The sequence below is a fragment of the Marinobacter daepoensis DSM 16072 genome (assembly GCF_000421165.1).
GTDB lineage: Bacteria > Pseudomonadota > Gammaproteobacteria > Pseudomonadales > Oleiphilaceae > Marinobacter > Marinobacter daepoensis.
In genome coordinates this window covers 44,409-58,418 of record NZ_ATWI01000012.1, presented here as the reverse complement: position 1 = coordinate 58,418, position 14,010 = coordinate 44,409, and the positions used below count along the sequence as shown (strand labels likewise).

Below are 14,010 nucleotides of genomic sequence, written 5' to 3'. Positions count from 1 at the left end.
CGCCCCGGATTCGGACCGTCTGACACACGGAAGTTCCCCCGCCGATTTCCGGTTCTGGTAGGGTCAGTTCTGACGCAGCAAGTCCAGCAGGAGGTTCCGGACCACCGCCTGGGAGGCGCTGTCCTGACAGGAAAAGTCCTGAGCGTGGAGCTGATGGCTGGCCATCAGCCGGGCGAGGCAGCGGGAGTCTATGCTGATGCAGACCCGGTCACTGGTGCCATCTCCTGGCCACTCCAGGCCATCCAGCCTGTGGGCCTGAACCGGAGCCACGCGTGTGAAGGGCATTCCCATAGCTCCCTCCAGGGTCAGTGCACCGCCAGGGCGGAGCCGGCGACCGGTGTGGTAAACGGAAACGATGGCCAGTTCAGGTACTCGGCAAAGAACCCGGGTTGCCGGCGGGTGTCCAGCAGGACCTCGAGGCATTCATCGGTGCTGCATTGGCCACTTGGGCTGCCACCCCAGGATTCGGTAGACTGAAGGCTGTCGAGGGCGCGAAACAGGACGCGGTCGGCTGCAGAGCTTTCTCCTTTGTCACGCAACGCACGGCACACCAGAATGGCCGCCAGTGTCAGTTCCACCTGCATGCTGTCTGGGTGATGAATTCGGGCAAGACAGGCCAGGTCAAACGCACTGCCGGTAACCGCTATCATTTTGTCCGGGTCTGGGTCAGGTGCTTCGCTGAAGGTGATGGCGTGCTCCATCCAGAGCAGCCATAAGTCATTTTTTTCGCCGAGCGAAAGGCTGGAAAACAGATCACGATGGCGGGGGCAGAGAAATTTCATTGGCGTCCTCCTTGTCTTGATGTAAATGATAATAGTTATCATCTCTCTTGCTGGCAAGGATTGATTTGATGAATTTTTGTGCATGATTTCTGATTTGAGGCTGTTCGTTTTCCATCGTAAAGTTCCAGACCCTGTCGCCATTCCCAATGCACTGATGTGATGACTATGCGCCATCCGGTTCCCGCCAGCCTGGATAACCCACTCTATTATCAGGAGAACATGGATGTTCTGGTGTCGTGGGTTATGACCCATCACGGAGACCTGCTGACCGGGCCGGAACGTACCCGGCTGTCCGAGTTCGCTGGTCTTGAGACCGGGCCGCGGGCGCTGCTGACTCGCATGGTGATGCGCACCGGTGAATTGTTCCGGGCCGACAAGCTGCGTTATCCGGAACTGCCGGTACCGGAATCTGAAGCACTCCGGGTGCTGGTGCAGGCGGGCTGGCTGGACCGTGCGCCGGAGCTAAGCCTGGACGACCTGTTCCGGCTGTTTACCCTGGCGGAATTACGGCCGGTGTTCGCCGATTGGCTGCAACAACAGGGCCACCCGAAAACCCTGGGCAAGGCGCAGATGCTGGACCTGCTGGCGGAGTCGTTCAGTTCGCCAAGAGCCTTGGAGGATTGGTTGCCTGGTGGCGGTGAGGCTTCAGATGTCGTCCAGCTGCAGGACATGGCTCTGTTCGACCGCATCCGCCTGATGTTCTTCGGCAACCTGCGCCAGAGCTGGACCGACTTTGTGCTGGTGGAACTGGGCGTACAGCAGTTCGAATCCGTGCCTTTTACGCCAGCATCCCGCGCCTTCCAGCAGCGGGCAGAGGTGGACTGCTACCTGCAGATGCACCAATGCCGGGAACGGCTCGACAGCGGCGAACCGGCGGTGGACGTCTGGCCCGATGTCCCTGCTCCTGTGGATAACGCGTGGCTGACCAGCCGTCGAGACCGGCTGTTGCTGGAGCTTGGTCGGCAGGCAGAACGTCAGGGCGAGCCTGAACTGGCGTTACAGGTATGGGGCGGCAGTGGTCACCGCGATGCCTGGCTGAAGCAACTTCGTTTACTGGAACGGATGAAACGCTATGAGCGGGCCTGGGCCATGGCTTGCCAGCGCCTGGCCAGTGAGCCAGACGATGCTGAAGCCCAGGGACTGGCGCGGGTACTGAAGCGGCTGGCGAAAAAAGTGGGTGCGGAGCAGCCGGACCCTGTGGATAACCCGCTCCTGAACGAGTTTACCCTGACCGTGCCAAAACCGGACACCGGGACGGTGGAGCTGGCCGCTTTGCAATCCCTGAGCACTGTGGATGCTCCGGTCTTCTATGTTGAAAATACGCTGATCAACGCTTTATTTGGCCTTTTGTGCTGGCCGGTGATCTTCAGGCCCCTGCCCGGGGCGTTCTTTCATCCCTTTCATGTGGGGCCGGCCGATCTGACCCGGGAGGATTTTGTCACCCGGCGCCAGCCGGGGTTCGATGAACGGCTCCGTCTGCTGGAGACCGGGGCATATCGGCAGGCGATTCTGCAAACCTTCAGGGATAAATCCGGCATTGCCAATCCATTTGTGCTCTGGCCGGCGGTCAATGAAGCTCTGCTGATCCATGCTCTGGACAGCATTCCGCCAGCGCACCTGAACGACCTGTTCCTGCGCCTGCTCGACAACCTCCGGGAACATCGCAGTGGGTTTCCGGACCTGATTCGCTTCGTTCCGGGCGCCAAAGCGCCCGAACAGCGCTATGAAATGATTGAAGTGAAAGGGCCGGGCGACCGTCTGCAAGACCACCAGATTCGCTGGCTGCAGTTTTTTGCCCGCCGGGGGATACCGGCCAGTGTCTGTTATGTGCGTTGGCAGGGCGATGGGGAATGCCCGTGAAGGTTGCCGTTCGTACCCTTTGTGAGTTCGCTGCTCGCCATGGTGATCTGGATTTCCGGTACACCCCGGCGCCCACCGCCGAAGAGGGCATTGCTGGCCACCAGAAGCTTCAGGCTCGCCGTGGCTATGGTTACAAAAGTGAGTATTTGCTGACGGGTGAGTGTCTGGGGCTGCAGGTTTCCGGGCGTGCCGATGGCTATCATCCACATAAAAATCGTCTGGAGGAGATCAAGACCCACCGGGGTGACCTGTCACGGATGCGAGCCCATCAGCGTGCCCTCCATTGGGCTCAGCTGCGGGCATACGGCGCCCTGCTCTGTCGGCAGGAAAAGTGTGCACGGGTGGAGTTGGCGCTGACCTATTACGACACCGGGCGGGATAAAGAAACCACTCTGACAGAAACCGCCACGGCGGACGATCTCTGGCAGGGGCTGTTGCACTTGTGTGATCTATACAAAGACTGGGCGGAACAGGAAGCACGACATCGGCAGCAGAGGGATGCTTTGCTGGCCAGCCTGGTTTTTCCGTTTCCCGACTTCCGCCCCAGGCAGCGGCAACTGGCGGAAACGGTGTACAAGAACTCGGCCAGAGGCGGCACTCTGTTGCTGGAAGCCCCGACCGGGCTGGGGAAGACGCTGGGTACCCTGTTCCCGGCGTTGATGGCCATGCCGACGGCCAGTCAGGACCGGTTGTTCTACCTCACCTGCCGGAATACCGCCCGACAACTGGCCCTGGCGGCTGTGGATAAGTTGCGGGCGGCCAGAAGCCCACAAGAACACTGGCCGCTTCGCACGCTGGAGTTGGTGGCCCGGGAGGATGCCTGCGAGCATCCGGACAAAGCCTGCCATGGGGAGGCCTGCCCGCTCGCACAGGGTTTTTTCGATCGCTTGCCTGACGCCCGGGCGGAAGCGGCCCAGACCTCAGAGCCGTTAACCCGGGAAGTTCTGGCGAAGATCGCCGCAGGCCACGACATCTGTCCCTATTTCCTGGCTCAGGAAATGGCGCGCTGGTGCGATCTGGTGATTGGTGACGTCAACCGGATGTTTGACCAGTCTGCGCTCTTGCACGGGTTGATTCGCCAGAACAACTGGAGAGCCAGTGTGTTGGTGGATGAAGCCCACAACCTGGTGGATCGGGCCCGGGGAATGTATTCCGTTCAACTGGACCAGCAACGCGTACTGAGATTGCGGAAGACCGCCCCGAAACCGGTAAAGAGCGCGTTGGACAGGACTGTCCGGGCCTGGCAAAGCCTGAATCGGGAGTGCGGAGAGAGCGCCGCCCCAGTGTTTCTGAGTACCCTGCCCGGGTCGCTGTCCGGGGCCTTGCAAGGCCTGGTCTCGAGCCTTGGGGATTATCTGGCCGATCACCCGCCAGATCTGGCATTGCAGGAACTGTTGTTTGAAAGCATCGCCTTTATGAAACTGGCCGACCGCTTTGGCGATCATTCGTTGTGTGCGTTCGAGCGGGCTGGCCGTGGGCGCGCCAGCCTGACGATTCAGAACCTGATTCCGGCAGACTTTCTCTGCGACCGGTTTACCGCCGCTCACTCGGTGCTGCTGTTCTCCGCCACTCTGAGCCCCGGGGGCTACTACCGTGACCTGCTCGGGCTGTCGGAGGAAGCTCGTTTCACCTCCTTGCCGAGTCCGTTCAGTGCCGAACAGCTGCAGGTACATTTCACCCCCGGTATCAGTACCCGTCAGGCGCACCGGGAGGCCTCCCTGCAGCCGATTGCCGAGGTGATTGCCGGGCAGTACCGGGCGCGGCCGGGCCACTATCTGGCATTTTTCAGCAGTTTTAAATACGCGCGAGCCGTGAGCGACGCTCTGAAAGCGCGGGCACCGGATGTGCCTCAGCGCAGCCAGCAGCCGGGTATGAGCGAAGCCGAGCGCTCCGCCTTTCTGGAGGGGTTCCGGCAGGCTGAAGGCCGTGTGGCGTTTGCCGTGCTCGGTGGGGTGTTCAGTGAAGGCATCGACCTGCCGGGCAACCAGTTGATCGGTGCCTTTGTGAGCACCCTGGGACTGCCCCCTTTCGATGCCTGGCATGAAATTCTGAAAGAGCGGCTCCAGAGCCGGTTTGGCGACGGCTATGGTTACACCTATCTGATTCCGGGCTTGCAGAAAGTGGCTCAGGCCGCGGGGCGGGTTATCCGGACACCCGACGATGCCGGAGTCATCTGGCTGATCGACGATCGCTTTCTGCAACCTCGGATTCGCCGTTTACTGCCGCCCTGGTGGTTTTCCTTATGAGTGCTGAACCTAACTAAATTGTCGTCTATGGCGTCAGTTGTTACATATCGCTATGGAAAAAATGGTGTACTTCCTTAAAATTCGTGGCCCGCAATGACAACCTGCCCGTTAAGCAAGGACACTGACTGCAAATGAACCCGACGGATCTTGTTTTCCAGAGTTATGGCCGTTGCTGCCGCAAGGACCAGTTTTTTGTCGATTTCTACGATTTTTTCATGGCCAGCTCGGACGCGATACGTGCTCGTTTTCAGGACACCGACATGGCGGCTCAGCGCCACCTGCTGCGCAACGGTGTGATGCAAATCATCCTTGTGGCCCGGGGTATGTCCGATCGCAAGCTCCGGGATCTCGGGGAAAGCCACAATCGCCACAACTACAACATCCAGCCGGAATGGTACAGCTTCTGGGAAGACGCTCTGCTGAAGACCGTGCGGGTGCACGACCCGGAGTTCACCCCGGAGCTTCGCGATGCCTGGCGGCAGGTACTGAAACCAGGCATTGATCTGATTCGCGGGGCCTACTGATCCCGGACGGGCGTTTCAGAATTGATAAATCGCAAGGGACTTGATTCGCGTCAGCGAGACGGTCATACAACTGGACTATACTCGCGATACCTTGTGAATCCTCTTCTTTCTTCAAGGATGGACTATGGCCAGATCCGGCAGTAAAGCGTTAAACCGTACCCTGATGATTGTGGTGGCTCTGGGGCTGATCGCAGCGGCCGCCTGGTATCTGATGCCGGGTGACGATGAATTGTCCGGTCCGATTGCCTCGGGGAATGGCCGGATAGAAGCAACGGAAGTCGACATCGCGACCCGCATTCCCGGCCGCCTGGAATCCTTTGGAGTTCGGGAAGGTGACATGGTTGAATCCGGTGCGTTGCTGGCGGTCATGGATACCGACGAATTGCAGGCCAGTCTGGCGTCGGCGCAAGCCAATCTGCATCAGGCCGAGCAAGGTCGCAGGCTGGCGGAAGCCGTGGTGGCCCAGCGTGAAAGCGAACGCCGGTATGCCCGCGCCGAACTGGCCCGGATCGAGTCTCTGGCTGACCGCGGCCATGCCTCTCAGGAACAGCTGGACCGTGCCCGCACCGCAGCGGAAACGGCAGAGGCAGCGCTGCAGGCCGCCAGAGTTCAGGTGGCCTCTGCCGACGCAGGTATTGAAGCGGCCCACGCCAGCATTCGTCGCATTCAGACCAACATCGACGACAGTCAGTTGACCACCCCGGTGGGCGGTCGGGTTCTGTACCGGCTGGCTGAGCCGGGCGAGGTTCTGGCGGCGGGGGGCAAAGTGGCCACCGTTCTCGATGTGACCGATGTGTACATGACCATCTTCCTGCCCACCGCCCAGGCTGGCAAAGTACGTGTAGGGGCTGAGGCCAGAATCATTCTGGATGCGCTGCCAGACTACGTGGTGCCGGCCGAAGTCAGCTTTGTGGCTGCAGAAGCCCAGTTCACGCCAAAGTCTGTGGAAACCCGCAGTGAACGTGAAAAACTGATGTTCCGGGTACGCATCCGCATCGATGCGGATCTCCTGAAGGCATACCGGGACCGCGTAAAAACCGGAGTTCCGGGTGAAGCGTTCGTGCGGACCGATGAGAGCCAGCCCTGGCCGGAAAACCTGAACGTGGCACTGCCCAATGGCTGAGAGTGTGGCCTGGCTGGAAGGCGTCAGCCATCGCTACGGGGAAACCGAGGCGTTGTCTGACATTTCCCTGGCATTTCCGGCTGGTTGCATGGTCGGGCTGATTGGTCCGGACGGGGTGGGAAAATCCACACTGCTGGGCTTGATTGCCGGAGCACGGGAGCTGCAGGAAGGCCAGTTGCAGGTACTCGGCGGCTCGATGGCCAGCCAGCGTTTTCGCAACCGGGTGGCCCCCCGCATTGCCTATATGCCGCAAGGCCTTGGGGGCAACCTCTACCACACCCTCACCGTGGACGAGAACATCGCGTTCTTTGCCGACCTGTTTGGTGTGGTGGGAGCCACGCGCAGGGAGCAGATCGACCGGCTGCTCGAAGCCACCGGCCTGCTGGCATTCCGTGATCGGCCGGCGGGTAAGCTATCCGGCGGCATGAAACAGAAACTGGGCCTGTGCTGCGCCCTGATCCACAGCCCGGATCTGCTGATTCTCGACGAACCAACCACCGGCGTAGACCCGCTCTCCCGCAAGCGCTTCTGGGACCTGATCGATACCATTCGCCAGCAGCGCAGTGGCATGAGCGTGTTGGTCGCAACCGCCTACATGGAAGAAGCGGAGCGTTACGACTGGCTGGTGGCGATGGACGATGGCAAAGTTCTGGCCACCGGCTCGCCTGCCGAACTGCGTGAGCAAACGGGAACGCACTCACTGGACGATGCCTTCATTGCCCTGTTGCCGGAAAGCCGTCAGGCTCAGGAGCGTGGAGGGGCGATGGAGCAGCGGCCGGAAAACCCGCCGGGGAATGATCAGGTACCCGCCATTGAGGCCCACGACCTGACCCTGCGTTTTGGCACCTTTACGGCGGTCCGGGACGTGAGCTTTTCCATTCCGAAAGGCGAGATCTTCGGGTTTCTCGGCTCCAACGGGTGTGGCAAGACCACCACCATGAAGATGCTCACCGGGTTGCTGACGCCTTCGGAAGGTGAGGTCCGGCTGTTCGGCGAGCCGCTGGATGCCAAAGACCTGGCCACCCGGCAGAAAGTCGGTTACATGTCTCAGGCGTTCTCACTGTATGGCGAGCTGACGGTGCGTCAGAACCTGGAACTGCATGCCCGGCTGTTTCATCTGCCGGAGGCAAAAATTGCCGCGCGTATTCAGGCTCTGGTGCAGGAATTCGGCCTTGAAGATGTACTGGATCAACTGGCAGGGAGTTTGCCGCTCGGGGTTCGCCAGCGGCTTTCTCTGGCTGTGGCGGTGGTGCATGAACCAGAACTGCTGATTCTGGATGAGCCCACCTCGGGTGTTGATCCGGGGGCCCGCAACCGTTTCTGGCATCTGCTGATGCGCCTGTCGCGGGAAGACGGGGTGACCATTTTTATCTCCACTCACTTCATGAACGAGGGCGAGCGCTGCGACCGGATCTCGCTTATGCACGCTGGCGAGGTGCTGGCCTGCGATACTCCGGCCCGATTGATTGAAGCCTCCGGCACTGACAGCCTGGAAGGGGCGTTCATGCAAACCCTGGAAGCGGTGGATAAAGAGCCAGAGACCGGGGCCGACAACCTGGCCCTGGCGCCCGCCAATCATAATGACCGGCCCAGGGCCTTCAGCCCACGACGACTGTTGGCCTACGCCACCCGTGAGGCGAGAGAGCTGCTGCGGGACCCCATTCGCATGGCCTTCGCGTTCATTGGCTCAGCCCTGTTGATGCTGATCCTGGGGTACGGCATTACCCTGGATGTGGAAGACCTGTCGTTTGCGGTGCTGGACCGTGACCAGACACCCCAGAGCCGCGATTACATTGCGGCGGTATCGGGTTCCCGTTACTTTCTGCAGCAACCGGAACTGCAGGATATGAGCGAGCTGGAGCGACGCATGCGCTCCGGTGAGCTGAGCCTGGCGATTGAGATTCCGCCGGGCTTCGGTAAGGATCTGAAACGGGGCCGGCCGACCGAAATGGCGGTCTGGGTGGATGGCGCCATGCCATTCCGGGGCGAGACCATTCTGGGGTACGTTCAGGGCATGCACATCAGCTACCTGAGCGAGCTGGCCCAGCGCACGCTGGGCGTGGTGCCCACACTGACACTGGTCACGCTGGAAGACCGGTACCGCTATAACCAGGGCTTCCGGAGTCTGGATGCGATGGTGCCGGCGGTGATCCCCATTCTGCTGATTTTTATCCCTGCCATTCTGATGGCTCTGGGGATCGTTCGTGAGAAGGAACTGGGGTCCATCACCAACCTGTACGTAACGCCGGTTACCCGGGTGGAGTTTCTGCTGGGCAAACAGCTGCCCTACATTGCCTTCAGCATGATCAGCTACGTCAGCCTGGTGCTGCTGGCGGTGTACGTGTTTGATGTTGAGATCAAAGGCAGCCTGCTGACGCTTACTCTGGGCGCCCTGCTCTTCGTAACCGCCACCACGGCCCTGGGCCAGGTGATGTCGACCTTTGCCTCGACCCAGATCGCGGCGCTGGCCGCCACGGCCATTCTTACCATTCTGCCGACAGTACAGTTCTCCGGCCTGACGGAACCGGTGTCGTCCCTGAGTGGTGCCGGCGCCCTGATCGGCCCGATCTGGCCCGCCACCTGGTTCCTGCAAATCAGCCGTGGTGTGTTTACCAAAGGCCTGTCGCTGTCGGATATGCAGGGCGCATTCCTGGCTCTGGCCGCCTTTGTACCGGTGCTGACCGTGATGGCGGTGGCGCTGCTCAGGAAACAGGGGCGCTGACATGAAGTCGTTACAGAACATCTGGCACCTGGGCCTCAAGGAACTGCGCAGCCTCTGGCAGGACAAGGTGCTGATGGTGTTTGTGCTGGTGGCGTTCACGGTGATGATCTACACCGCCGGTTCCGCCGGCTCCATGGAGCTTCACAACGCCCCGATCGCGGTGGTGGATGAAGACCAGACGGTGCTGTCGGGCCGCATTGTCAATTCACTCCAGCAGCCGTGGTTCCTGAAACCGGATCTGGTGGCGTACAGTGATATTGATGGCTTGCTGGACAAGGGTAGCCATACCTTTGCCCTGGTGATTCCCGAGGGTTTTGAACGGGATGTCCGGCAGGGCAACGCAGTGGCGTTGCAGCTGAACATTGATGCCACGCGCATGAGCCAGGCCTTTATCGGCACCAACTACATCCAGCGATTTGCCATGGCAGAAGTTGCCGAGTTCCTGCAGCCGGGCAGCTCCGCCAGCACCGGATTGCCCATTGAGTTGGTGACCCGGGTGAGCTACAACCCCAACCTGGACGGCACCTGGTTTGGCGGTGTGATGGAACTGATCACCCAGGTGACGCTGATCAGCATCATTCTCACCGGGGCGGCACTGATTCGTGAGCGGGAGCATGGCACCGTAGAGCATCTGATGGTGATGCCGTTGCGGCCTTTCGAGATCATGGCGTCCAAGGTGTGGGCCAATGGTCTGGTGGTGCTACTGGCGGCAGCCCTGTCGGTCACCCTGGTGATTCAGGGCTGGTTGCAGGTTCCCGTGGCGGGCTCTGTGCTGCTGTTTTTGCTCGGCGCCCTGATCCACCTGTTTTCCACCACCGCGATTGGTATTCTGATTGGCACGGTGGCCCGAACCATGCCCCAGTTTGGCCTGTTGTTGATACTTACCATTCTGCCGCTGCAGCTGTTGTCGGGCGGTATCACGCCCCGGGAAAGCATGCCTCAGCTGGTTCAGGACCTGATGCTGGCAGCGCCCACCACTCACTTTGTCAGCATGGCGCAGGCCATTCTGTACCGGGGGGCGGGGCTGGACGTGGTGTGGCCACAGATGCTGGCTCTGATGGCCATTGGGGCGGTGTTCTTCTCGGCCGCGTTGCTGTTGTTCCGCCGACACCTGTCGGTGTAAGCGGGTAACGCCACCACCCGCCCGGAATGGTGGCGTGAAACATCAGCCGAACTCGAAAAACGCCAGCTTGTTGCCGTCCGGGTCCCGCACGTAGGCACCGTAGAACATATCCGGAATGCGCTGCCCCGGCTCGCCATCGCAGGTGGCACCGAGTTCAATCGCCTTGCGATAAAACTTATCCACAGCCTCTTTTGAGCCGGCCGGAATGGCCACCATGTTGCCGTTGCCCGGGTGATTAGGCTCACCGTTAAATGGCTGACAGACCGCCAGCATTGGTGCACCCATGTTCTTGCCAATGAACGCAATCCGTTCCATGTCCAACAGCACTTTGGCGCCCAGGCCTTCCAGCAGATCCGTGTAGAACTGCTTTGCCCGGGCCATGTCGCTGACTCCGAGAGTGACGTATCCGATCATATGCTACTCCTTGGTGGGTTAACGCAGCTTGTACGAGTGCGTGGTGCTTTGGAGCATAGCACCAACCGCACCACCTGTGACTGCCGAATAGTTCGTCAATGACGATGGCGGTGAGCAGTGAGATGCGACTCACAGCGTCAGGCTTTGCTGTTGATTTGGGCAAATCGTCATCTGTATATTTTGCCGGCACCTTTGCGTGCGTGACTGGGGTTGCTTGAGGCCCCGGCGATATCATGGAAGACATTAAAGGGATAAGGATATGAAACAGTACAAGATTTTCACTCACCCATCCGGGCTTCAGGAAGCAGTGAAGCAGGGTTGGTCGTGGCCAGGCTTCTGCTTTAGCGGGTTCTGGGCCCTGGATAAAAAAATGTGGGGGCTGGCCGCTCTGATCCTGGTAGGTGGGGTCAGCATGGCCGTTATTTTTCTTGTCATCATGCCCTTGGAAACTGCCAAACTGGTCGCTAACCTTGCCGCTTTGGGTATCGCGATCGCTATTGGCAACAATGGAAACCAATTGCGAGAGGAAAACCTGCGTTCCCGTGGCTTCGACACCGACGGCGAGATGGTCGAAGCGGAGAATCCCGACGAAGCGATTACCAACTTCCTGGGAAGTGAAACGTCGGCAGTGGCCTGAGCAGGAGTCTCTCGGAGTTTGGAGCTCCGCTCCAGTGAGCTAAAGCCCTGGTATTTCATACTGGGGCTTTATGGATTCTTGGTGCTTGGGTTTGCCCTTTTTCCGTCAATTTTGAGCCCCTGATTTTAAGGAGTTGTTCAGAGAGAGGTTAAACGGTAGCCCGTTTGCTTCGAGTCTTCTTCACGGGCTTCATCGCCGCCCGCTCCGCCCTGGTCCTCTCCAGCGGCTGCCCCAACACCTTGTTCATCTGCTTCGCCCCGCCATTGTCGGCAAAGCGGTGCTTCACAAACTCCCGATCGATGATCATTTTGTGCACCAGTTGCTCCAGCCATTTGCGTTGATTGGGCGTCCAGTTGCGCTGAAGGTTTTGATTTCCCTCCCCCGCCAAACGTATCCCGCCCCTGTACCAGCTGTTCGCAGATCACGCGGTTGATGAGCTTATTTTATAAATAAATGCTATATACTCTTTCCGTTTTCTTGTTTTATATCAATGACACTTCTGGAAAATATGGCTGGCTCAGGAAGGCATTTTCGAAAATTTCTCAGGTCTGTTCTGGTTCTTGGCATTACGGTTGTGCTGGTGTTTACGGGCATTGTATTCGGCACTCTGGAGTATCGGGCCGGGCAGGAGCTGGAAGTTCTGAAAGCCCGGGAGCGGGCCAGAGTGCAGTTGACCTCGTGGTTGCTCACCCAGGCGTTCGACCACGCCGCCAGCGATGTACAGGCATTTGTCCGTATGCCATCCACTCTGGCGTATAACCAGAGTCGGAGCCCGGAGGATCGGCAACTGCTGACTCAGGACTTCGGAGTACAGCTGGCTCAGAAGCCGACATACAGCCAGCTTCGCTTCATTGGGATTGATGGTAGCGAGAAGGTTCGACTGGACCGGTTGTTCGGGCGGGTGCTGGTGACACCGGAGCGCCAGCTGCAGTCCAAGGCAGGCCGATATTACTTTACCGATAGCCGGTCTTTGTCCGATGGTGAGTTGTATGTCTCGCCGCTGGACCTGAACGTTGAGAACGGCGTTGTCGACGCCCCCTACCTGCCAACGGTGCGTTTTGCGGTGCCACTGACCGACCAGCCGTCAGGTCGCCGGGGTCTGGTGGTGCTGAATGTGGGCGGCGAGCTGTTGCTGGACACCTTCCGGTTCAGTATGACCACGCAGCATCAGGCGTTCTTGCTCAACAGTGAAGGATACATTCTGCATGGGCCTGACAGAGGCCGGGCCTGGGGGTTCATGTTTGGTCTGCCACCAGCCTTTGCCAGCGATTACCCAGAGGCCTGGGCTCAGGTCCAGGCGTCGGATTCCGGTGAGCTGTTAACGGAGGATGGGCTGTTTCTGTATGAAACCGTTTATCCGCTGGAGCGGATTGCGGCCCTGCCTGCGGTGGACGCGGGTACCGCCACGGCCGACAGCTATTTCTGGAAAACCGTGACTTTTGTGCCCCGGGAGCATCTGCCGGGAACGGACTTCTACCGTCAGCCCGGGGTTATGGGGGGGTATCTGGCGGGGGTGGTACTGTTGCTGGCGTTGCTGATCTATTTTCGGTTCTCCCATTTCCGGCGCCAGCAATTGCGCCGGGAGATTGTGCAACAGGCCAAGCGGTTCCGTGACATCTCCAGCGTGTTGGGAGAAGGCCTGATTGTCATGGACCGGGCGGGCCTGGTGACCTACGTGAATCCGGAAGCAGAGCGGATTCTGGGGTGGCCTCGTGAGGAACTTGAGAATCGAAAAGGGCATCAGGTATTCCATGTGCACGAGGAGGATGAATCCCAGTGTCCGATTCTTCTGGCGATGACCACACAGACGGTTTACCGGAGCAAAACCGAAGTGTTCCGGCGTAAGGATGGTGTGCCGGTGCCGGTGAGCCTCAACGCTGCCCCACTGAGCGACGATGCGGGAGCCGAGGGGGTTGTGATCTCTTTCCAGGATTTCAGCGAGATCAAGAACTATCAGGATGAAATCCAGCGGCTGGCGTATCAGGATACTCTGACCGGGTTGCCCAACCGGCGCGTTCTGGATGAGCGTCTGGCGCTGGCGTTGGGGATGTCGGACCGGCACGACCGGTGCCTGGCCCTGATGTTTCTGGATCTGGATCATTTCAAAGCGGTGAACGACACCTATGGCCACGACGCCGGTGATCAGTTACTGAAGGAAATCGCCAGGCGGATCAGTACGTGTGTCCGGAAGACCGACACGGTGGTCCGGATGGGCGGTGACGAATTTATTATCCTGCTTCAGGAAGTGGCCGGGCCTGAGAGCGCCGAGCGTGTGGCGGCGAAAATTCTGGAGGTTGTGGCAGAGCCGGTGGTACTGACAGAGGGGAAAGCTCGGGTTGGGGTCAGTATTGGTATTGCCATCGCAGAGGGCCAGACCGTGACGCCTGAGCAATTGATGGAGCAGGCAGACAGCGCCATGTACGAGGCGAAGCGCGCTGGCAAGAATCAGTATTACGTTTGGGGATAAAAACAACGAAGGGCGGGAAAATGGTCGGCGTGGCAGGATTCGAACCTGCGACCCCTTCGTCCCGAACGAAGTGCGCTACCAAGCTGCGCCACACGCCGATCAACGGCCGGTA

General features: G+C 59.6%; 12 protein-coding genes and 1 tRNA gene. 8 read left to right on the top strand and 5 right to left on the bottom strand.

Features of this window, described 5'->3' with window-relative positions:
- Positions 1–63: 63 nt before the first annotated feature.
- Both K325_RS0114180 and K325_RS0114175 read right to left on the bottom strand, forming a co-directional pair.
- Positions 64–285, bottom strand: a complete 222-nt coding sequence (locus tag K325_RS0114180; RefSeq protein ID WP_156836604.1) for a hypothetical protein — start codon at positions 283–285, stop codon at positions 64–66.
- Between the two features lie 20 nt (positions 286–305).
- Positions 306–782: a hypothetical protein gene (locus K325_RS0114175; protein WP_029654925.1), complete on the bottom strand. Its 477-nt coding sequence runs from the start codon at positions 780–782 to the stop codon at positions 306–308.
- Positions 783–941: 159 nt separating this feature from the next.
- On the opposite strand from K325_RS0114175, the gene K325_RS0114170 reads away from it, so the two are divergent.
- The 6 genes from K325_RS0114170 to K325_RS0114145 all read left to right on the top strand — a co-directional run bounded on the left by K325_RS0114170 (position 942) and on the right by K325_RS0114145 (position 10,380).
- A complete protein-coding gene (locus K325_RS0114170; protein WP_029654924.1) occupies positions 942–2,642 on the top strand; it encodes a VRR-NUC domain-containing protein in 1,701 nt (566 codons plus the stop codon).
- Positions 2,639–4,888, top strand: coding sequence for a helicase C-terminal domain-containing protein (locus K325_RS0114165; protein WP_036193644.1), 2,250 nt, complete (start codon positions 2,639–2,641; stop codon positions 4,886–4,888). Before K325_RS0114170 ends, K325_RS0114165 begins: the two co-directional genes overlap by 4 nt.
- Positions 4,889–5,019: 131 nt before the next feature.
- The gene (locus K325_RS0114160) at positions 5,020–5,412 is read left to right on the top strand and encodes a globin domain-containing protein (protein WP_029654922.1); all 393 of its coding nucleotides are present in this window, start codon (positions 5,020–5,022) and stop codon (positions 5,410–5,412) included.
- A gap of 124 nt (positions 5,413–5,536) precedes the next feature.
- Entirely contained in the window at positions 5,537–6,535 is a 999-nt protein-coding gene (locus K325_RS0114155; protein ID WP_029654921.1) for an HlyD family secretion protein, read from the top strand.
- Positions 6,528–9,257, top strand: a complete 2,730-nt coding sequence (gene rbbA, locus K325_RS0114150; RefSeq protein WP_029654920.1) for a ribosome-associated ATPase/putative transporter RbbA — start codon at positions 6,528–6,530, stop codon at positions 9,255–9,257. Before K325_RS0114155 ends, rbbA begins: the two co-directional genes overlap by 8 nt.
- Position 9,258: 1 nt before the next feature.
- Positions 9,259–10,380 (top strand): ABC transporter permease, encoded by a 1,122-nt coding sequence (locus K325_RS0114145; RefSeq protein WP_029654919.1) that lies wholly within the window; start codon positions 9,259–9,261, stop codon positions 10,378–10,380.
- Between the two features lie 42 nt (positions 10,381–10,422).
- On the opposite strand, the gene K325_RS0114140 is transcribed toward K325_RS0114145, so the two are convergent.
- Positions 10,423–10,794, bottom strand: coding sequence for a VOC family protein (locus K325_RS0114140; protein ID WP_029654918.1), 372 nt, complete (start codon positions 10,792–10,794; stop codon positions 10,423–10,425).
- Positions 10,795–11,053: 259 nt separating this feature from the next.
- Between K325_RS0114140 and K325_RS0114135 the strand changes: the two genes are divergently transcribed.
- Complete coding sequence (locus K325_RS0114135) at positions 11,054–11,431, top strand: DUF2628 domain-containing protein (protein ID WP_029654917.1); 378 nt, start codon at positions 11,054–11,056, stop codon at positions 11,429–11,431.
- Positions 11,432–11,579: 148 nt separating this feature from the next.
- On the opposite strand, the gene K325_RS0114130 is transcribed toward K325_RS0114135, so the two are convergent.
- Positions 11,580–11,747 carry a hypothetical protein gene (locus K325_RS0114130; RefSeq protein WP_169441809.1) on the bottom strand — a complete coding sequence of 56 codons (168 nt, stop codon included), beginning with the start codon at positions 11,745–11,747 and terminating at the stop codon, positions 11,580–11,582.
- 174 nt (positions 11,748–11,921) lie between these two features.
- Here K325_RS0114130 and K325_RS18290 point away from each other — a divergent pair, with 174 nt between their 5' ends.
- Positions 11,922–13,898: a sensor domain-containing diguanylate cyclase gene (locus K325_RS18290; protein WP_084694247.1), complete on the top strand. Its 1,977-nt coding sequence runs from the start codon at positions 11,922–11,924 to the stop codon at positions 13,896–13,898.
- 21 nt (positions 13,899–13,919) lie between these two features.
- Here K325_RS18290 and K325_RS0114120 read toward each other — a convergent pair.
- A tRNA-Pro gene (locus K325_RS0114120) sits at positions 13,920–13,996 on the bottom strand.
- Positions 13,997–14,010 lie beyond the last annotated feature (14 nt).